We start from the raw sequence: 18782 nt of genomic DNA on the forward strand, positions 1-18782 counted from the left end.
CCCTAACTGAGCGCCGCCAGTGTCCGGACCACACCCTCGTCAATTACGTGGATCATTGCGGCCCTCGCCTTGCCTTCATCGCGGGAGGCGATGGCGTGCGCGATCTTGAGGTGATCCGCCGCACAGCGTGCAATGCCCTCGCGGCTCAGCGCCGGTGAGGAGATCTGGAACGAGACAGCCAAGGCCGCTTCAATAAGGCTGGACGCCGACCGCATGAACGGATTGCGTGACATACGGGCAATGGCAAGGTGAAATTCAAGATCGACCCGCGCGATGCTTTCCCGGGTGTGGTTGGCATCGTCGAAACGCGCGGCGATGGCGTAGAGCGCCACCATTTCCTCGCTCGATGCGTGGCGGGCGGCGAGCGCGGCCATGGCGGGTTCTATGGCCTGACGCATATCGGCAAGCTGCGTTACGAACTCGGAATCGATACCATCGCGCAGCCGCCAGTCGATCACGTCGGCATCCAGCATGTTCCACGTATCCTTGGAACAGACCCGCGTACCCACCCGCGCTTTCGCCTCGATCAATCGCTTGGCGGATAAGGTTTTCATCGCTTCGCGCAGCACGGTGCGGGACACGTCGAACCGTTCCATCAGCTCCTGATCACCGGGCAGGATCGAACCTTCGGCCAACCGGCCTGTCACGATCGAGCGCCCGAGTTCTTCCACGACCATGGCGTGGCTCGACCGCTGCGTGGGTCCGAATATCCGGCGCTCAAGGAGCCCCATGCATCATCCTCCGCGTGGGATTGGGGTGAAAGCGACTGCTTTGCCGCTCCTGCGCGGTAAAAGCAAGGTGGCACGTTGAAGCACAATGAAGACGAAGAGCAGAATGCCAATGGCAATCTTCGTCCACCACGAAGAAAGCGAGCCGTCGAAAACGATGTAAGTCTGGATGAGCCCCTGGATGAACACGCCGAACAGGGTGCCGAGAACGAGGCCGCTGCCACCGGACAGAAGTGTGCCGCCAACGACCACCGCCGCAATGGCGTCGAGTTCGACCCCGACCGTCGCCAACGAATAGCCGGCAGATGTGTAGAGCGTATAGACGAGACCGGCCAGCCCTGCGAGGAAGCCGGACAATGCATAGAGCCGAACGGTGGTTGCCGCTGCAGGAACCCCCATCAGTTCGGAGGATTGCTGCGAACCACCGAGCGCATAGACATTGGCGCCGAAGCGTGTGCGATGCGCCAGCACCATGCCGATGACGAAGGTCGCGAGCATGACCATGCCGATGAAAGTGAGCCGTCCCTTGCCAGGAAGCTGGATGTAAAGGCTCTTCAGCATGTCCAGAAACTCATGGCTGATCGGCACGCTGTCCGTCGTGATGAGGAAGGCGGCTCCGCGCGCCAGAAACATGCCTGCCAGCGTGACGACGAAGGCAGGCATGGCGAGATAGTGGATCGTCATGCCCATGACCGCGCCGAAGGCGGTGGAGAGCGTGAGCGCCAGCGCGAATGCCACCGCCGGATGGACGCCAGCGCGCACCAGAACGGCAACGAACACCGACGTGAAGGCGATAACCGCGCCGATGGAAAGATCGATGCCGCCCGAGAGGATGACGAAGGTCATGCCGACGGCGGCGACGCCGAGAAAGGCGTTGTCGGTGAGCAGGTTGCCGGCAACGCGAAACGACAGCATGGTCGGAAACTGCAGGACGCAAAGCAGGTAGATGCCGGCGAAGACGAGAACCGTGGCGGCGAAGGGCAGGTTGCGGTTACGGATCATTTCGCACGGGCTCCGGCTTTTCCTGTGGGTTCATGGGAGTTGCTGCGGCTGGCGGAACCGAAGGTCGCGCGCAGGCCGCTGAGCGCGGTGGCGACGGTTGGCGATTGCAGCGTCAGGATGACGACGATGGCCGCAGCCTTGACGATGAGATTGAACTCCGGCGGCCAGCCCGACATGAGAATGCCGGTGTTGAGGGACTGGATAATCAGCGCGCCAATCAGCGAAGCGGTGATGGAAAAGCGCCCGCCGGAAAGCGACGTGCCACCGATGACCACGGCGAGAATGGCGTCGAGTTCAAGCCAAAGGCCGGCATTGTTGGCATCCGCACCGTGGATGTCCGCCGTCACGATCATGCCGGCCAATGCGGCGCACAGGCCGGAAATGGCGTAGGCCGCGACGATGAGGAACCGCGAGCGCACGCCGACAAGGCTGGAGGCGCGTCGGTTGACGCCGACGGCTTCGATCAGAAGACCAAGGGCCGAGCGGCGCACCACGAGCCCGACCACAAGCCCGGCGACCAGCCAGATCAACACCGGCATGGGCACGCCGAACAAAGCACCGGAGCCGATGAAGGAAAAGGCAGGATCGTTGAAGGTGAGAATGGTGCCGCCGGTGACGAGCTGCGCGATGCCACGCCCGGCGACCATCAGGATGAGCGTTGCGATAATCGGCTGGAGATCGAGAAGCGCGACAAGCGCACCATTCCACAGGCCGCAGGCCAGGCCGATGCCGAGCGAAACGAGCAGCACCACCACGAGCGGCTGGTTGTCTGCCACCAGCGTGGCGGCAATCGCACCGGTGATCGCCATGACCGCGCCGACCGAAAGGTCAATGCCGCGGGTGGCAATGACCAAGGTCATGCCGATGGCAAGCAGAGCCACGGGAGCGGCCCGCACGCAGATATCGACGAGGCTTCCATAAAGCCTGCCATTCTGGACGGAGATCGACAGGAATCCCGGCACGGCAAGCGTGACGGCAAACAGCACCAGAACAAGGGCGACGATTTGCGGGGCAAGGCGCTTCAGTTTCCTCATGCAGCTTCTCCGGCGGCCATGGCCATGGCATTGACGATGGTCGCGGCGTTGATTTCATCGCCCGTCAGTTCCCGCAGATGGGTACGGTCGGACAGGACAACCACGCGGGAGGCATAGGCCACGAGTTCCTCGATTTCGGAGGAGATGACCACAAGCGCAACGCCCTCCTCCCGCAGTTTCTCGATCAGGCGGATGATTTCGGCGTGCGCGCCGATGTCGATACCGCGCGTCGGCTCATCAAGGATCAAAAGCCGCGGATCGGTGGCAAGCCAGCGGGCAAGGATCGCCTTCTGCTGGTTTCCGCCGGACAGGAACTTGATCGGCCGCTCGGGATCCGGCGGACGGATATCCAGCGCCTTGATATAATGTTCGGCCAGCGCCAGACTTTCGCGATAGCCGATCGGTCGCGCCCAGCCTCGTCGTGCCTGCAGCGCCAGAACGATGTTTTCCCGCACCGAAAGATCGGCGACGATGCCATCTGTCTTGCGCTCCTCCGGGCAGAAGCCGAAACCGTGGCTGATGGCATCCACCGGCGAGGAGAGCGTGACCGGCTTGCCGTCGATTTCCACGGTGCCGCTATCGGCCTTGTCTATGCCGAAAAGCAGGAAGGCGGTTTCGGAACGACCGGAGCCAAGCAGCCCGGCGATACCGATCACCTCGCCGTGGCGAATATCCATGTCGAACGGACGAACAGAACCGCGGCGACCGAAATTGCGGAAACGGAACGCGGCCGGACCATCGTCAACGGCAACCTCCACCGGGCGGCGATGCGTTTCCGCCTCCAGTTCCCGCCCCAGCATGAGACTGACCAGATCCCGGCGCGGCAGGTCGGCAATGGCAGCCGAGCCAACCATGCGCCCGTTGCGCAGCACGGTAATGCGGTCGGCAATTGCATAAACCTGATCGAGAAAGTGAGTGATGATGACGATGCTGAGCCCTTCCGCCCGCAGACGGCGCAGGATGGAGAACACCATCTCCACCTCGCGCGCATCGAGGCTGGCGGTCGGCTCATCCAGAAAGAGAACCCGGCCGGAGAGATCAACGGCGCGGGCAATGGCAATGACCTGACGGATCGCCACCGAATAGGCGGAGAGCGTTTCATCCGGATCGACATCGAGCCCGTAGCGGGCCAGCAGCGCGCGCGCATCGGCGCGCATGCGGCGGCGATCCACCATGCCGAAACGCAGCGGTTGACGCCCGAGATAGAGATTTTCCGCAACCGTCAGATTATCGAGAAGGTTCACCTCCTGATAGACCGTGCCGATGGACAGCGCCTGCGCTTCGGCCACGCTGAGCGGCTCGATTTCCTCGCCGGCAAGACGCAGGGTTCCGGCATCGCGGCGATAGGCACCGGTAAGGATCTTGACGAGGGTGGACTTGCCTGCGCCATTTTCGCCAAGCAGCGCATGGATTTCACCGGTGCGCAACGTCAGATCGACGCCATCCAGCACCTTCACATTGAAAAACGATTTGTCGATACCGCGCGCTTCAAGAAGCACGGCCCCGTGTTCCGCCATGACGGCTCCTCCGGAAACACTCGAACCCTGGGAAACGGAAGGCGGCTCAAGGCCGCCTTCCGGCACGGGCAATCAGTAGCCGAGGCCCTTCTTGGCGTCGTAGACGGCCTTGGGGTCGTCAGCCTGGGTGTAGAGCTTGGATTCCGTCTGGATCCACTTGGCCGGCGCCTTCTTGTCCTTCAGATAGGCTTCCAGCGCATCGAAGGCGGGGCCTGCCATGTTCGGCGTCAACTCCACCGTGGCATTGGCTTCACCGGCCGCCATGGCAAGGAAAATATCTGGCACGGCGTCGATGGAGACGACCTTGATGTCGGTTCCCGGCTTGAGACCGGCTTCCTTGATGGCCTGGATCGCACCAACCGCCATGTCGTCGTTATGGGCATAGACAGCGCAGATATCCTTGCCGCCGCCTTCGGCCTTGATGAAGCTTTCCATGACTTCCTTACCCTTGGTGCGGGTGAAGTCACCGGTCTGCGAACGGGCAATGGTAATGTTGGAATGGCCGGCAATCGCCTGTTCAAAGCCCTTCTTGCGGTTGATGGCGGGCGAAGAACCGGTGGTGCCCTGAAGCTCGACCACCTTGCACGGCTTGGCGCCGACATCCTTCACCAGCCAGTCACCGGCAACCTTGCCTTCATGCACCTGATCGGAGGTGACGGCGGTAAGATAGAGGCTGTCGGGGGCTTCGATCTGGCGGTCAAGCAGGATGACCGGAATGTCGGCTTCCTTGGCTTCCTTCAGAACATCATCCCAGCCCGTTGCCACCACCGGCGCAATCAGGATCGCATCGACACCCTGCGCGATGAAGCCGCGAACGGCCTTGATCTGGTTTTCCTGCTTCTGCTGCGCGTCGGCAAACTTCAGGTCAATGCCACGTTCCTTGGCCTGGTTCTGCGTAACGGTGGTTTCAGCGGCACGCCAGCCCGATTCCGAACCGATCTGCGAAAAGCCGACCGTCAGCGATGCCGCGAATGCCGTTGACGCAAGCATGGAAAGAGCGCTCGCGGCGGCGAGCCGCGTTACAATTTTCATCATGATATTTCTCCTCCTCCGGGATCTCCCATCCCTAGGAAGAGTCATATAATCGTATTTTTTAACGGTCAAATGAAAATGTCGCGATCATATCCTTCAGGCGAAATATCCAATGATATTATAGTCCAATCGAAGTTCGCCGACCTGAAATGAAGGGCGCATCGCCTCACTGGTATGACTTTAATACGGAATCATTATCACGGAGCGCCCGACGTTCCATCCCGCATGAAGAACTTTGAGATTCAACTCGGGACACTCTCAGGCTCCCTTGCACGCCGGTTCGTTAGGGCCGCCGCGCGAAATGCGCCCGGCGTTTGGCCGGTCCATTTCCGGAAGGCGCGATGGAAGGCGCCAGGCTCGCTATAGCCCAGTTCGGTGGCGATCTGCGTGATGGCATCGCCTGTCTCGGACAAAAATTGTTCGGCGCGTTCTAGCAACACCTCGTCCCGGATCGTGGCAAAGCCTTGCCCCTCTGCCCGCAGGCGACGACGAAGCGTGGCCGATGACAGGCCAAGTTCCCCGGCCATCGCCTCCAGATCCGGCCAGCGCGCTGCGGGCATTGCGCGCAACTGTCCGCGGATCCTCATCGTCAACTCCTGATCATGGCGATAGCGAAGGAGAATATTGGCCGGAGCACCACGCAGGAAGGCCTGCAACTGGGCAACATTACGGATATTCGGTAGCGCCAGATAGCGCACATCGAAGGCGAGAAGGCTTCGTTCGGCGTCGAAACGAACCGGCGCACCAAAGAACTGCAGGTAATCGGCCCGGTTTTCGGGTGCCGGGCCGGCAAAGTCGACCCGCCGGAGCGGGATCTGCCGGCCCACCAGCCAGCAGGCCAGCCCCATGACAAGAAGCCAGTAAGTGCGGTCGGCAAAGGCAGGCCGCGCGCCTCTCCGGTCTTGCAGCACGATCTCGGCTTCCACCCCGTGAACCAGATGCAATTCGCCCCAGGGATCATCGAGGACAACGCGCAGGAACCGCAATATTCGCCGCACCGCTTGCCCGAGTGTCTTCGCGCTCAGCACCGCATGCCCCATCAGCGTGAAACTGCCCGGCCGCATCGCGCGCGCGCCAAGAGCGAAGAACTCGTCACCCGCGGCTTCGGCAATGGCCAGCCACAACCGTCCATACGCCTCGTTGTCCACCGGATGGCCGCGTGTCACCCCCGTTTCGTCAAGAATTCGAGCGGGATCGACACCCGCTGCTTCCGCATAGAACAGGATATCCTCGACAAACCCCGCCGTGATGGACCTGCGCTCCATGGTTGTCTCCCAGCTATGGCATTTCTGCTCATAAATTATGTGCAGCCTTGTCATTGTTTGCAATGACAAGGCGGATTTATCTTTCCCCAGCGTTCCGGGAGGACAAGGAGGGCACGACCCGACTTGCGGAGCCAAGGGAGGAGTACCCATGAACACCAAACCCGTCTTTCGGGCGCTTCCGGCCAGACAAAGGCCGTGGAGCACGGCCGCGCCGCACCCGAAATGTGCTGCCGACATGCACATCGACGACCGGCCCAATCTTCTTTCAGGCCGCACCACCGCCCCTTGAGCGCACCAAGACGCTGTCACCGAAGCGTGTTCTCCAGCGCGTCTTGCTGCGCGCCGGGCCGCGGTTCAGTTACCAGTTGCGAGGACCATTGGAATGAATCTCGAGAATAAAGTCTTCCTCATCACCGGAGCCGGGTCTGGCCTTGGCGCGGCTGTCGCCGCCATGGCGGTCGCGGCGGGCGCCTCTGTTCTTTTGCTGGATGTAAATGCCGAAGGCGGTCAGGCCACGGCCGAAAAGCTCGGCCCTGCCGCAACCTTCGTGAAGACCGATGTGACCTCCGACACCCAGGGCGAAGCCGCGGTGCAGGCCGCGCTGGCCGCCCATGGCCGGATCGATGTTCTGGTGAATTGCGCCGGCATCGCGCCGGGTGAGAAGATTCTTGGCCGCAACGGCCCGCACAAGCTCGACAGCTTTGCCCGGGCGGTAACGATCAACCTTGTCGGCACGTTCAACATGCTGCGCCTCGCCGCGCAGGCCATGGAACGGAACGCGCCCGGCGAGGACGGCGAACGCGGCGTCATCGTCAACACCGCGTCCGTAGCTGCCTTTGACGGGCAGATCGGTCAGGCGGCCTATGCCGCTTCCAAGGGCGGTGTCGCGGCGCTGACGCTCCCCGCCGCCCGAGAGCTCGCCCGCTTCGGCATCCGGGTCGTCACCATTGCTCCCGGCATTTTCGAAACGCCGATGATGGCTGGCATGCCGCAGGAGGTTCAGGACAGTCTCGGAGCGTCCGTTCCCTTCCCCTCGCGGCTCGGAAAGCCGCAGGAATACGCCGCCCTCGTCAGGCACATCATCGAAAACCGGATGCTGAATGGCGAGGTCATCCGCCTGGATGGCGCGCTGCGCATGGCGCCGAAGTGAAAGGAAAGTGAGATGGATAGCAAAGATCCAGTCGTCATTGTGGGCATGGCCCGCACACCGATGGGTGGCTTCATGGGCGATCTGGCGGGTGTGGAGGCACCGGAACTCGGTGCAACGGCTATCCGCGCCGCCCTCGCCCGCGCCGGGCTTGCCCCCGAAACGGTGGAAGAGGTCATCATGGGCTGCGTCCTGCCGGCCGGCCTCGGTCAGGCGCCGGCACGTCAGGCAGCGCTGAAAGGCGGCCTGGCGCTTTCTGCCGGAGCAACGACAGTGAACAAGATGTGCGGTTCGGGCATGAAGGCAGCGATGCTGGCCCATGATCTCATCGCTGCCGGCTCGGCGGAAATCGTCGTGGCCGGCGGCATGGAGAGCATGACCAACGCGCCCTACCTGCTGCCGAAGGCGCGGCAGGGCATGCGCATGGGCCATGGTCAGGTAATGGACCACATGTTCCTCGATGGGCTGGAAGATGCCTATGACAAGGGTCGCCTGATGGGCACCTTCGCCGAGGATTGCGCCGAAGCCTATCAGTTTACCCGCGAGGCGCAGGACAGCTTCGCCATCCGATCGCTTGCCCGCGCGCAGGAAGCGATTGCCACCGGTCGCTTCAAGGCAGAAATCGCCGCCGTGACCGTGAAGCAAGGCAAGGCCGAAACGGTGATCGACACGGACGAACAGCCGGGCAAGGCAAGGCCGGAAAAAATCCCCACGCTGAAGCCCGCCTTCCGCAAGGATGGCACCGTGACGGCAGCCAATGCATCTTCGATTTCCGATGGCGCCGCCGCCCTTGTGCTGATGCGGCTTTCGGAAGCAGAGCGTCGGGGCCTGACGCCGCTTGCCCGCATTGCCGGCCATGCAACACATGCGCAAGCACCCAACCTTTTCGCCACCGCGCCTATCGGCGCTCTCGGCAAGCTCGCCGAGAAAACCGGCTGGGCGCTCAGGGATGTCGATCTGTTCGAGATCAATGAAGCCTTCGCGGTGGTGACGATGGCGGCCATGCGTGATCTCGCCCTTCCCGACGACAAGGTCAATGTGAATGGCGGTGCCTGTGCGTTGGGCCATCCCATCGGCGCCTCGGGCGCGCGGGTTCTGGTGACATTGCTCGCGGCCCTTGCCGAACGCGGGCTGGATCGCGGCATGGCTTCGCTCTGCATCGGCGGCGGTGAGGCAACGGCAATCGCAGTTGAAAGGATTCACTGATGTTCCTTACGGATACCCAGGAAGCGCTGCGCGATGCCGCACACAGCTTTGCCACCGAACGCCTTGCCCCCGGCGCGGCGAACCGCGACCGCAACCACACCTTTCCGCGCGAGGCGCTCAGCGAAATGGGCGAACTCGGCTTTCTGGGCATGCTGGTGCCCGAAGCCTATGGTGGATCGGAAACCGGCATTGTCGCCTATGCGCTGGCGCTGGAGGAGATCGCCGCCGCTGAAGGCGCAACCTCGACGATCGTCTCCGTGCATTCCTCCGTCGGTTGCGTCCCGATCCTCAAATACGGCACGGAGGAGCAGAAAGCCCGCTTCCTGCCGAAAATGGCCTCCGGCGAATGGATCGGCGCCTTCGCGCTGACCGAGCCGCAGGCGGGATCGGATGCCTCCAACCTGCGAACCCGCGCCCGGCGCGATGGCGACCATTACGTCATCGATGGCGCCAAGCAGTTCATCACCTCCGGCAAGAACGGCGATGTCGTCATCGTCTTCGCGGTTACCGACCCGGCAGCGGGCAAGAAGGGCATCTCGGCCTTCATCGTCCCGACCACCACGCCGGGTTATGAAGTTGTTTCCGTGGAGCACAAGCTTGGCCAGCACGCCTCCGACACCTGCGCGCTCAGCTTTACCGGCATGCGGGTACCGGTTGAAAATCGCCTCGGGGAAGAAGGCGAAGGCTACAAGATCGCGCTCTCGAATCTGGAAGGCGGCCGCATCGGCATCGCCGCGCAAGCGGTGGGCATGGCCCGGGCCGCATATGAGGCCGCCGTTGCCTATGCCAAGGAACGGCCGGCCTTCGGCAAGCCGATCATCGAACATCAGGCGATCAGCTTCAAGCTGGCCGACATGGCCACACAGGTCGATGCGGCACGACTGATGGTGCTGCGGGCTGCGGCGCTTCGCGATGCCGGTCAGCCCTGCCTGACCGAAGCCAGCATGGCCAAGCTCTTTGCTTCGGAAATGGCCGAGAAGGTCTGCTCTTCGGCAATCCAGATCTTCGGCGGCTATGGCTATCTCGCCGACTATCCGGTCGAACGCATCTATCGCGATGTGCGCGTCACGCAAATTTACGAAGGCACGAGCGAAGTGCAGCGGCTCGTGATCGCGCGGGGTCTCTGACCCATGGCCGGCGGTCTGAGCGTCCGCGACGAACGTCATTATCGAAATCAGCGGGAGGTCATCATGTATGAAACCATCGAAGTCAGCCAGGAGGGGCGTGTTGCGCTGATCCGCCTGAACAGGCCGAAGCAGCTCAATGCCCTTAACAGCACGGTTGCGCGTGAGATCATCGCGGCAACGGAAGCCATTGAGAAAGACCACACGATCGGTGCGATTGTGCTGACGGGTTCGGAGCGCGCCTTTGCCGCCGGCGCCGATATTTCAGAAATGGCCGGAAAAACCGCTTCGGACATGATCGAGGCGGATTTCTTTGCCGAATGGGAGCGTTTTACCCGTTGCCGCACACCGAAAATCGCAGCCGTCAACGGCTACGCGCTCGGAGGCGGGTGCGAACTGATGATGATGTGCGATTTCGCTATTGCCGGTGAAGGCGCGAAATTCGGACAACCGGAGGTCAAGCTCGGCGTGGTGGCCGGCATGGGCGGCACGCAGCGCATGACAAGGCTGATCGGCCGCGCGCGCTCCATGGAAATGCATCTGACCGGCCGGACCATGGGGGCCGCCGAAGCCTTGCAGGCCGGCCTCGTCGCCCGTGTCGTCCCCGATGCGGAGGTCGTCTCGACAGCGATGGAATCGGCAAAGCTGATCGCTTCCTACGCCCGTGCCACGGTGCGGACCATCCGCGACACGGTGATGCGGGCCGAGGAATTGCCGCTTGCCGAAGGTGTTCACTACGAGCGCGGCCTTTTCCACCGCATGTTCGGCACGCAGCACCAGATCGAGGGCATGACGGCGTTCCTCGAAAAGCGGGCACCGCGTTTTCAGGAAGGAGAGTGATGAATATGTCGAATGCAAATGACCGTTACGCCGGCAAGCTGCGCACCGCCGAAGAAGCCGCACGCCTGATCGAATCCGGCTCCAAGGTTTGCCTTGCCATCAGCGTTTCCCAGCCGCCGGGCCTTCTTCAGGCGCTCGCGGCCCGTGAGGATGTCGAGAACATCGATCTTTATTACCTTTTGTCTTCCGGCAACGCGAAATCGGTCCTGACGACGCCGCTGCGCAAAAGGATCCGTCCGATCAGCCTGTTCAGCGGCGCCATCGAACGGAAGCTCGACGCCGAGGCCATTGCCCTTGGCTTGCCCCGTATCGATTTCATTCCCTGCTCCTTCAGCCAGGCCTCGAAAATCCTCTGCCCGATCGTCGATACCTTTCTTGTGATGGTGTCGCCGCCGGACGAGCGCGGTTACTTCAATCTCGGCGTCAACGCCTCCTATTCGGTGGCGCTTGCCCGCAGCGCCAGAAAAATCATCGTCGAGGTCAATCCGTCGATGCCGCGCGTTTACGGCAACGACCAGATTCATATCAATGATGTGGCGGCGGTGATCGAACATCAATCGGCGCTGCCGGAGTTTCCATCCGGGGACCTGAGGCCGGAAGACAAGGCCATAGCAGGCCACATCGGCACCGTCATCGATGATGGTGCCTGCCTGCAATTGGGTATCGGCGGAATTCCGGATGCCGTCTGCTCCGTTCTTTCGAACCACCGCCATCTCAGCGCCCATACCGAACTCATGACGCCGGGCATGGCCAAGCTGATGCAGGACGGCATAGTGGATAACAGCCGGAAGACGACCGATCCGGGCAAGACCGTCTTTACGCTCACCCTGGGCGACAGGGCGCTTTACGACTTCCTGCACGATAATCCCGAAGTCATGGCAAGGCCGGTGGAATACACCAACAACCCCGCTGTCATTTGCCAGAACGATAACGTGGTTTCGGTCAATTCCACGCTGGAGATCGATCTGGAAGGCAACTGCAATTCCGAATTCGCCAATGGAAACCAGTTCAGCGGAACCGGCGGCCAGCTCGACTTCGTGCGCGGCGCGGGGGCGTCCATGAATGGCAAGTCGATCATCGCCTGCCATTCCACCGCTTCCAAGGGCACCATCTCCAAGATCGTTCCCCGCCTGAGCGGCCCCGTCACGACACCGCGAACCGATGTGCAATACATCACGACGGAATACGGGATCGTCAACCTGCGGGGACTGACGCTGGCAGAACGCGCCCGGGCGCTGATCGGTCTTGCCCATCCCGATTTCCGGGAAGCGCTCGACCGCGAATACCATGCCCGCTTCGGCGCCTGAGCTCCACCATGTAACATCCCGGCGGTCTCGCCGCCGGGATGTTCGAAGGAGACCGGTGCCAGAGCCACTTCACTTGGCAGTCGGGCAGGTGGTCTGCGAGAGCGGCGCAGCGGTCTGTTCGGCCGGAATGGTCGAGAGAACGTCGAAATAGTCCCACTCGCTCTTGCTGTCCTTCGGCGATTTCACCTGAACCAGATACATATCGGTGATCATGCGTCCATCGGCACGGATCCTGCCCGTCTGGGTGAAGTCGTCATTGACCGGCATTTCCCGCATTTTCGCGGCCACGGCGGTGGCGTCGTCGGTCCCCGCCGCCTCGATGGCCTTGAGGTAATGCAGAACGGCGGAATAGGTCGCGGCATGGATCATGCCGGGCATCACGCCGCGCCGTTCGATGAACTTCTTGGCGAAGGCACGGCTGCGCTCGTCACGATCCCAGTAATAGGACGTGGCAAACGTCAGACCCTGCGCGCTCTGGAGCCCGAGCGCCTTGACGTCCGACATGACGACGACCATTCCCGCCAGCGCCTGACCGTTCTGGGCAATGCCGAAATCGGCTGCCTGTTTCAGTGCGTTGACGGTATCGGCACCGCCATTGGCAAGCGCAATAAGCTGCGCGCCGGAAGACTGCGCCTGCAGGAGGAACGACGAAAAGTCCATTGTTCCCAGCGGATGCTTGACCGAACCGACAATCTTGCCGCCCTTTTCGGTAACGACGCGGGTGAGGTCGGCAACCATCTGGTGGCCGAAAGCGTAATCGGCGCTCAGGATGAACCAGTCCTTGTAGCCCTTGTCGAGCAACGCGGAAGCCGAAGACACCGATTGCGAATAGGTGTCCCAGCCCCAGTGGAAGCCGGTTGGCGAGCATTCCTTGTTCGTCAGCGCGGTGGTGCCGGGGCCGGTCATCAGCGTGATCTTCTTCAGATCGCGCGCCATGTTGTTGACGGCGATGGCGACGGATGAGCCGGTAAGATCGGCGATTGCATCCACCTGCTCCGTCTCATACCATTTGCGGGCCATGGCAGACGCAACGTCCGGCTTGGTCTGGTGGTCGGCGGAAATCAGTTCCACCTTGATGCCCTTGGCCGACGGATTGAATTCCTCGATGGCGATTTCTGCAGCGGCGACAGAGCCCTTGCCGCCAAAATCGGAATAGGTGCCGGACTGGTCGTTCATAACGCCGATCTTGACCGATCCGCCGGACAATTCGGCGGCATTCGAAATCGCGCTGGATGCGAGCAGCGCTGCTGCCAGTGTCAGGATTGTCTTCATTCTTGTTTCCTCCCGTTGAAAATCGCCGAGATCTTCGGCCCCACGCCTCCCGCATGTGGTCAAAGACCGCGAAAGCATCAGTTATTGCTCGGAAAATCGAGTGACATCTTGCCGGGGACTGCGCCTGCCATTTCCGGCGCTGGCCAGCGTTGCGATACGGTCTTCATCTTGGTGTAGAAGCGGGCCGCATCGGGACCGAACATATGGGCATCGCCGAATTTCGAACGTCGCAGGCCGCCGAAATTGTGGTGACCAACCGGCACCGGCACTGGCACGTTGACGCCCAGCATGCCTGCCTCCACCTCCTCGCAGAAATCATGCGCAGCACCACCCGACCGGGTGAAGATGACCGCGCCATTGCCGTATTCATGGGCGTTCACCACCTCGATGGCCTCCTGAAGACTGGCCACGCGCATCACGCCACGAACCGGGCCGAAGATCTCCTCACGCCAGAGCTGCATGTTGCGCGTCACCCGGTCGACCAGAGACGGGCCCGTGAAATAGCCGTTCTCATGACCGCCAACGGTCAGGCCGCGACCATCGATGACCAGTTCACCACCCTCCTCGATGGAGCGCTGGATCGCGTTTTCCACGGCATCGCGCGCTGCCTTCGTCACCACCGGGCCGAAATCGGCCGTGGCGTCGTCATAGGGACCAACCTTCAACGTCCCGATCTTCGTCTTGACCAGCGCGAGGAGCCGTTCCGCCGTCTGCTCGCCCACACAAACCAGCAGCGACACCGCCATGCAGCGTTGCGAGGCCGAGCCATAACCGGCGCTGACGAAGGCCGCAGCGGCCGCTTCCAGATCGGCATCCGGCATGACGACCATATGGTTCTTGCCGCCGGTATAGGCGGCCACCCGTTTGTTGTGCCGGCAGCCCTTCTGGTAAATATACTCGCCGATGCGGGTGGAGCCGACAAAACTGACGGCCGGAATGCCCGGATGTTCGAGAATGGCGTCAACCGCCTCCGCGTCGCCGTTCACGACGTTCCACACGCCCGCCGGCAGACCGGCCTCCGCCCACAGATCGCTCAGCATGGCAGATGCACCCGGCACGCGCTCGGAAGGCTTGACGATGACGGCATTGCCGGTGGCAATCGCCATGCTTGCCATCATCAGCGGCACCATCACCGGAAAATTGAACGGCGCGATGCAGGCGACGACGCCAACCGGCATACGCAGCGAAAACGTATCGATGCCGCCGCCGACATTGCGGGAATATTCGCCCTTCGTTACCTGCGGCGCGTTGGTGGCGAACTCCACCGCCTCCAGAGCGCGCCCGATCTCGCCCTTGGCATCCGAAATCGTCTTGCCGTTCTCAAGACCGCAGATTGCCGCCAGCTTGTCGGTATCGCGGATCAATAGTTCACGCATGCGGAAGATGACGGCAAGCCGCCGGGCCTGCGAGGCATTGGCCCATTCCCGTCCCGCCTTGCGCGCCACGGCCACAGCCTCGTCCACCGTCGCCCGGTCGGCATAGGCTGCGTGGTAAAGCTCCGCGCCGGTGGACGGATTGAAGACCGCCCCGCTGCGGGCAGAAGGGGATGCGACGAAGGCGCCGCCGATATAGTGTCGAGAACCGTACATGGCTTTCTCCGGTTATAGGGATTTCAGGAAGCGGGCGTGTGTCCGGGCAGGCCCGCACGAAACACGTCGATGATCTTGGAAAAGTCCTTTAGCCGCGCACCCGCTTCGGATTGCTGCTTCAGGGTGTAAAGGTTCTGGGCAAGCGCCCCGAAGGGAGCCGGCTGGTGGCTGGCGCGTGCACTTTCCAGCGCAAGCCCGAGATCCTTCAACATCAGTTGAAGCTGGAAGCCGTTATCGTAGTCCCGGCTGGCGGGCGCCGCCGCGACAATACCCGGATAAGGGTTCCAGCGCTCCAGAAGGAAGGAACTGCCGCTGCTTCCGGCCATGATCCGGCTCAACGTCTCGACTTCAAGACCGAGACGTTCGCCCAGCGACAACGCCTCGCAGGTGGCCGCCATGATGACCGCCGCCAGCATATTGTTACAGATCTTGGCGGACTGGCCGCTGCCGGCCGGACCGGCGTGAAGAACGATCCTCGCCATCGCGCGGATAATGGGTTCGGCGCGGGAGAACTGTTCGTCGGTTCCGCCGACCATGAAGGCAAGCGTCGCCTCTCGCGCGCCCTGAACACCTCCCGAGACCGGCGCATCGATGAATTCCACGCCCCGCGCCACCGCCTCCGCGGCCAGTATCCGCGCGTCTTCCGGCGCAATGGTCGAGCAATCGATGAACAGCGGTTTGCTGCCATCAACGGCCGCGAACAGACCGCCTCCCCCCAGAAGCAGGGCTTTGACGATCCCGCCATTCGGCAGCATCGTAATCACGAAGTCCGCACCCGCTACGGCCTGCGCAGGGACTGTCACCCGCTCAGCGCCGGCGGCAACGGCCTCGGCGGTACTCGCCTCCACGAGGTCGTGAACCACCAGCCGATGTCCGGTCGCAAGCAGGTTCTTCGCCATCGGCCCACCCATGGTGCCGAGGCCGATAAATGCAATTCTGGCCATGTCTCCTCCCGGTCATGCACCGCACCGGGTCTCCTCTTCCCGATGCGACCACGGCATAGAGCAATAGAAATCGCTGGCGATAAATTGGCAAATGTCGCAAAACAACTTTGCAAAAATCGTCAGCCGTTATGTCCGGAGGGAGGCCGCCATGGAATGGGATGACCTGAAATACTTTCTCGAACTGGCGCGTACCGGCACCCTGACAGCGGCCGCGCGCCGTCTTCAAGTGCAACATTCCACGGTTTCGCGCCGCATTACCCGGCTGGAACGCATTCAGGGAACGCCGCTTTTTACCCGCAGTCTGGAGGGCTATCACCTGAATCGCGCCGGCCAGAAGCTTCTGGTGCAAGCGGAGGAAATCGAGGCGGCCTTTGCCCGCATCGGTGCCGGACGCGACGTGCCGGCTGATCCGCTATCCGGTCTCGTGCGGATCGGTTGCACGGAGGGCTTTGCGTCCTATCTCATTGGTCCCTGGCTCACTGCCTTCCGTGAGGCGCAGCCCGGCATAACCATCGATCTCCTGGTCAAGCCGCGCTCGGCGCATCTGCCGCGCAACGAAGCCGATATCGTCATCAATATCGACCGCCCGGAGCGCGGACCCTATCTCATCTCGAAGCTTCTGGATTACCGTCTCGGCCTGTTTGCCGCTGCGGATTACCTTTCCACGCGCCCGTCACCACAGCGTCTGGCCGATCTCAGGGACCACCAGTTCATCAGTTACGTCGCTGAAATGGAACCCGCCAAGGATCTCCCGACCTGCGAGAGCGTGCCGAACACGAGCCGGCCGATCATCCGCTCCACCTCTCTCACCGCCCAGAAGGCTGCCGTCCTGTCCGGTTGTGGAATCGCACTGCTGCCGAACTATGTCGGCGACAATGAGAGCATGCTTCGCGCCGTGCTGCCGGATCTCGTGAACTTCCGAAAGACCTATTACATGCTGATGCCGGAGGAAGCCCGCAAGGTACCCCGCATCTCCACCGTCTGGAAATCGCTTAAGGAGGCCTTCCGCAGCCGGCTGAGTGAGAATTGACACCGACGCCCGTATGGACATGCCCGCCAGCCTTCGCGCCGGCCATGCGTATTTCTGAAACGGCTGGGCCTGGTCCGTGAAAACCGCGACACGGACAGCGCATTCGCTGTCCGTGAGAAGGTCAGAGTCTTATTTCAGCTTGATGCAGAAATGCTTGCGCACCGGCTTTTCGATCTTCCATGTGCCTTTGAAACCGGGCTCAACGATGAAGGCATCGCCCGGCGTCAGAAAGACCGGCTCGCCACCGTCCGGCGTGATCGTGATCTGCCCTTCCATCATGTGGACGAACTCGTAAGCCGCGTAAGTGGCATGATAGGTGCCCGGCGTCGCCTCCCAGGTGCCGCTGATGACGGTGCCATCCGCAGATGTGTGCTGGACCCAAGTCTTCATGGTGGGATTGCCCTCCACCTTCGTCCAGCCATCGAGATCCGCCGTGACAGGTTCCGGGCCCGGAGCCGGAAAGCGGTAGACAACATCAGTCATTTCAATGCATCCCTCATTTTCTTTTGATGAACAAAAAATTACCAAAATGAAATAAATTCAGAGCGTCGATCTGATGTCAATCGGCAATCGAGGCGGACGGGCGACCGACTGACACAGCCGCACAACAAAAAGCCCACCATGCAAGAGCGCTAAATTCCATAAACGCCCGCGATCTGAAATTTCCGCCGTTTCTCGAACGCCGCGACGATGGCGTTCCGTTCTCGGCATCAACCTCCGGAAAGCGGCAACGCTCCGCACGCGCCGTCCGGAAAGCGCCGGATTTCATCTGTAATGCGTACGAATGATTTATGTGCCGCGTGCCGTCGACGCCATATTGGCCTTGAACCAGTCATAGCTTGCACTTACGCCATCACGGAGCGCAATCCTGGGCTTCCAGCCAAGTCCGCGCAGCTTGTCGGCGCTCATCAGCTTCCTGGGCGTTCCATCGGGCTTGCTGAGATCGTGAACGATCTTCCCCTCGAAACCTACGACCTCGCACACGAGTTGGGTGAGTTCCAAAATCGTAATGTCTTCACCCGACCCGACATTCACATGCTCTTCGCCGGAATAGTTCTTCAGGAGAAAGACCAGCGCGTCAGCGCAATCGTCGGAATGCAGGAACTCGCGCCGAGGCGTTCCCGTGCCCCAAATGACAATCTCGCGGTCGCCTCTGAGCTTTGCCTCGTGCGCTTTGCGTATCAGCGCGGGCATCACATGGCTCGAATTCAGATCGAAATTATCGCCGGGGCCGTAAAGATTTGTCGGCATCGCCGAAATGAAATCATGCCCATATTGCCGACGATAGGCTTCCGCGAGCTTCAGGCCGGCAATCTTGGCGATGGCGTACCATTCATTGGTCGGCTCCAGAGCGCTGGTGAGAAGCGAACTTTCAACAATCGGCTGTGGCGCGAATTTGGGGTAGATACAGGACGACCCCAGGAACAAATACTTGCTGACGCCAACTTCATGCGCTGCATGTGTGATGTTGGCTTCAATAATCATGTTTTGATACAGAAAATCTGCAGGATATTGGCTGTTGGCAAGAATGCCGCCAACCTTGGCGGCCGCCATGATGACCACATCCGGCTTTTCTTCGCGCAGGAAGCGTTCAACTTCGTTTTGACGAGTCAAATCCACCCGTTCACGGCCCGTGAAGACCATGGTGCAATTTTCCCGCTCGAGACGCCGAGCCACCGCGCTGCCGACCATGCCGCGATGGCCCGCGACCCAGACGCGCTTACCTTCGAGTTCGAAAGCCAACG

The 18782-nt window shown here is 61.6% G+C and carries 18 protein-coding genes; 7 read left to right on the forward strand and 11 right to left on the reverse strand.

Annotation, left to right across the window (positions count from 1 at the left end):
• Nucleotides 1-2: 2 nt before the first annotated feature.
• The 6 genes from GGQ66_RS11395 to GGQ66_RS11420 form a co-directional block, all read right to left on the reverse strand.
• The gene (locus GGQ66_RS11395; RefSeq protein WP_183792554.1) at nt 3-731 is read right to left on the reverse strand and encodes a FadR/GntR family transcriptional regulator; all 729 of its coding nucleotides are present in this window, start codon (nt 729-731) and stop codon (nt 3-5) included.
• Nucleotides 732-734: 3 nt separating this feature from the next.
• Complete coding sequence (gene yjfF, locus GGQ66_RS11400) at nt 735-1730, reverse strand: galactofuranose ABC transporter, permease protein YjfF (protein WP_183792556.1); 996 nt, start codon at nt 1728-1730, stop codon at nt 735-737.
• Nucleotides 1727-2764 carry an ABC transporter permease gene (locus tag GGQ66_RS11405; protein ID WP_183792558.1) on the reverse strand — a complete coding sequence of 346 codons (1038 nt, stop codon included), beginning with the start codon at nt 2762-2764 and terminating at the stop codon, nt 1727-1729. The genes yjfF and GGQ66_RS11405 overlap by 4 nt, the downstream gene beginning before the upstream one ends.
• Nucleotides 2761-4281, reverse strand: coding sequence for a sugar ABC transporter ATP-binding protein (locus tag GGQ66_RS11410; RefSeq protein ID WP_183792560.1), 1521 nt, complete (start codon nt 4279-4281; stop codon nt 2761-2763). The genes GGQ66_RS11405 and GGQ66_RS11410 overlap by 4 nt, the downstream gene beginning before the upstream one ends.
• Before the next feature lie 72 nt (nt 4282-4353).
• Nucleotides 4354-5313: a galactofuranose ABC transporter, galactofuranose-binding protein YtfQ gene (ytfQ, locus tag GGQ66_RS11415; protein ID WP_183792758.1), complete on the reverse strand. Its 960-nt coding sequence runs from the start codon at nt 5311-5313 to the stop codon at nt 4354-4356.
• Between the two features lie 242 nt (nt 5314-5555).
• Nucleotides 5556-6578 carry an AraC family transcriptional regulator gene (locus tag GGQ66_RS11420; protein ID WP_183792562.1) on the reverse strand — a complete coding sequence of 341 codons (1023 nt, stop codon included), beginning with the start codon at nt 6576-6578 and terminating at the stop codon, nt 5556-5558.
• Between the two features lie 148 nt (nt 6579-6726).
• Between GGQ66_RS11420 and GGQ66_RS11425 the strand changes: the two genes are divergently transcribed.
• From GGQ66_RS11425 to GGQ66_RS11450, 6 genes are all read left to right on the forward strand, one after another.
• The gene (locus tag GGQ66_RS11425; protein ID WP_183792564.1) at nt 6727-6867 is read left to right on the forward strand and encodes a hypothetical protein; all 141 of its coding nucleotides are present in this window, start codon (nt 6727-6729) and stop codon (nt 6865-6867) included.
• A 93-nt stretch (nt 6868-6960) separates the two neighbouring features.
• A complete protein-coding gene (locus GGQ66_RS11430; protein ID WP_183792565.1) occupies nt 6961-7728 on the forward strand; it encodes an SDR family NAD(P)-dependent oxidoreductase in 768 nt (255 codons plus the stop codon).
• A gap of 12 nt (nt 7729-7740) precedes the next feature.
• Entirely contained in the window at nt 7741-8931 is a 1191-nt protein-coding gene (locus GGQ66_RS11435) for an acetyl-CoA C-acyltransferase (RefSeq protein ID WP_183792566.1), read from the forward strand.
• Nucleotides 8931-10058 (forward strand): acyl-CoA dehydrogenase family protein, encoded by a 1128-nt coding sequence (locus GGQ66_RS11440; RefSeq protein ID WP_183792567.1) that lies wholly within the window; start codon nt 8931-8933, stop codon nt 10056-10058. Before GGQ66_RS11435 ends, GGQ66_RS11440 begins: the two co-directional genes overlap by 1 nt.
• 60 nt (nt 10059-10118) lie before the next feature.
• The gene (locus tag GGQ66_RS11445) at nt 10119-10895 is read left to right on the forward strand and encodes an enoyl-CoA hydratase-related protein (protein WP_370686339.1); all 777 of its coding nucleotides are present in this window, start codon (nt 10119-10121) and stop codon (nt 10893-10895) included.
• Between the two features lie 5 nt (nt 10896-10900).
• The gene (locus GGQ66_RS11450; protein ID WP_210287241.1) at nt 10901-12202 is read left to right on the forward strand and encodes an acetyl-CoA hydrolase/transferase family protein; all 1302 of its coding nucleotides are present in this window, start codon (nt 10901-10903) and stop codon (nt 12200-12202) included.
• 69 nt (nt 12203-12271) lie between these two features.
• Here the strand turns inward: GGQ66_RS11450 and GGQ66_RS11455 are convergent, their stop codons facing one another.
• The 3 genes from GGQ66_RS11455 to mmsB all read right to left on the reverse strand — a co-directional run bounded on the left by GGQ66_RS11455 (nt 12272) and on the right by mmsB (nt 16007).
• Nucleotides 12272-13474, reverse strand: coding sequence for an ABC transporter substrate-binding protein (locus tag GGQ66_RS11455; RefSeq protein ID WP_183792570.1), 1203 nt, complete (start codon nt 13472-13474; stop codon nt 12272-12274).
• A gap of 77 nt (nt 13475-13551) precedes the next feature.
• Nucleotides 13552-15063 (reverse strand): CoA-acylating methylmalonate-semialdehyde dehydrogenase, encoded by a 1512-nt coding sequence (locus tag GGQ66_RS11460; protein ID WP_183792571.1) that lies wholly within the window; start codon nt 15061-15063, stop codon nt 13552-13554.
• Between the two features lie 23 nt (nt 15064-15086).
• The gene (gene mmsB, locus GGQ66_RS11465) at nt 15087-16007 is read right to left on the reverse strand and encodes a 3-hydroxyisobutyrate dehydrogenase (protein ID WP_183792573.1); all 921 of its coding nucleotides are present in this window, start codon (nt 16005-16007) and stop codon (nt 15087-15089) included.
• 148 nt (nt 16008-16155) lie between these two features.
• On the opposite strand from mmsB, the gene GGQ66_RS11470 reads away from it, so the two are divergent.
• Nucleotides 16156-17037 carry a LysR family transcriptional regulator gene (locus GGQ66_RS11470; protein WP_183792575.1) on the forward strand — a complete coding sequence of 294 codons (882 nt, stop codon included), beginning with the start codon at nt 16156-16158 and terminating at the stop codon, nt 17035-17037.
• A gap of 129 nt (nt 17038-17166) precedes the next feature.
• On the opposite strand, the gene GGQ66_RS11475 is transcribed toward GGQ66_RS11470, so the two are convergent.
• Together GGQ66_RS11475 and fcl are read right to left on the reverse strand one after the other, a co-directional pair.
• Nucleotides 17167-17520 (reverse strand): cupin domain-containing protein, encoded by a 354-nt coding sequence (locus GGQ66_RS11475; RefSeq protein ID WP_183792577.1) that lies wholly within the window; start codon nt 17518-17520, stop codon nt 17167-17169.
• A gap of 306 nt (nt 17521-17826) precedes the next feature.
• The gene (gene fcl / locus GGQ66_RS11480; protein WP_183792578.1) at nt 17827-18780 is read right to left on the reverse strand and encodes a GDP-L-fucose synthase; all 954 of its coding nucleotides are present in this window, start codon (nt 18778-18780) and stop codon (nt 17827-17829) included.
• Between the last annotated feature and the right edge of the window lie 2 nt (nt 18781-18782).

The sequence above is a fragment of the Allorhizobium borbori genome, from assembly GCF_014196535.1.
GTDB lineage: Bacteria > Pseudomonadota > Alphaproteobacteria > Rhizobiales > Rhizobiaceae > Ectorhizobium > Ectorhizobium borbori.

Coding starts and splice junctions, on each gene's coding strand:
- GGQ66_RS11395 (WP_183792554.1), bottom strand. CDS start 731: ATGGGGCTCCTTGAGCGCCGGATATTCGGACCCACGCAGCGGTCGAGC.
- GGQ66_RS11475 (WP_183792577.1), bottom strand. CDS start 17,520: ATGACTGATGTTGTCTACCGCTTTCCGGCTCCGGGCCCGGAACCTGTC.
- ytfQ (WP_183792758.1), bottom strand. CDS start 5,313: ATGAAAATTGTAACGCGGCTCGCCGCCGCGAGCGCTCTTTCCATGCTT.
- GGQ66_RS11425 (WP_183792564.1), top strand. CDS start 6,727: ATGAACACCAAACCCGTCTTTCGGGCGCTTCCGGCCAGACAAAGGCCG.
- GGQ66_RS11440 (WP_183792567.1), top strand. CDS start 8,931: ATGTTCCTTACGGATACCCAGGAAGCGCTGCGCGATGCCGCACACAGC.
- GGQ66_RS11410 (WP_183792560.1), bottom strand. CDS start 4,281: ATGGCGGAACACGGGGCCGTGCTTCTTGAAGCGCGCGGTATCGACAAA.
- GGQ66_RS11435 (WP_183792566.1), top strand. CDS start 7,741: ATGGATAGCAAAGATCCAGTCGTCATTGTGGGCATGGCCCGCACACCG.
- GGQ66_RS11450 (WP_210287241.1), top strand. CDS start 10,901: ATGTCGAATGCAAATGACCGTTACGCCGGCAAGCTGCGCACCGCCGAA.
- mmsB (WP_183792573.1), bottom strand. CDS start 16,007: ATGGCCAGAATTGCATTTATCGGCCTCGGCACCATGGGTGGGCCGATG.
- GGQ66_RS11420 (WP_183792562.1), bottom strand. CDS start 6,578: ATGGAGCGCAGGTCCATCACGGCGGGGTTTGTCGAGGATATCCTGTTC.
- GGQ66_RS11455 (WP_183792570.1), bottom strand. CDS start 13,474: ATGAAGACAATCCTGACACTGGCAGCAGCGCTGCTCGCATCCAGCGCG.
- GGQ66_RS11470 (WP_183792575.1), top strand. CDS start 16,156: ATGGAATGGGATGACCTGAAATACTTTCTCGAACTGGCGCGTACCGGC.
- yjfF (WP_183792556.1), bottom strand. CDS start 1,730: ATGATCCGTAACCGCAACCTGCCCTTCGCCGCCACGGTTCTCGTCTTC.
- GGQ66_RS11405 (WP_183792558.1), bottom strand. CDS start 2,764: ATGAGGAAACTGAAGCGCCTTGCCCCGCAAATCGTCGCCCTTGTTCTG.
- GGQ66_RS11430 (WP_183792565.1), top strand. CDS start 6,961: ATGAATCTCGAGAATAAAGTCTTCCTCATCACCGGAGCCGGGTCTGGC.
- GGQ66_RS11460 (WP_183792571.1), bottom strand. CDS start 15,063: ATGTACGGTTCTCGACACTATATCGGCGGCGCCTTCGTCGCATCCCCT.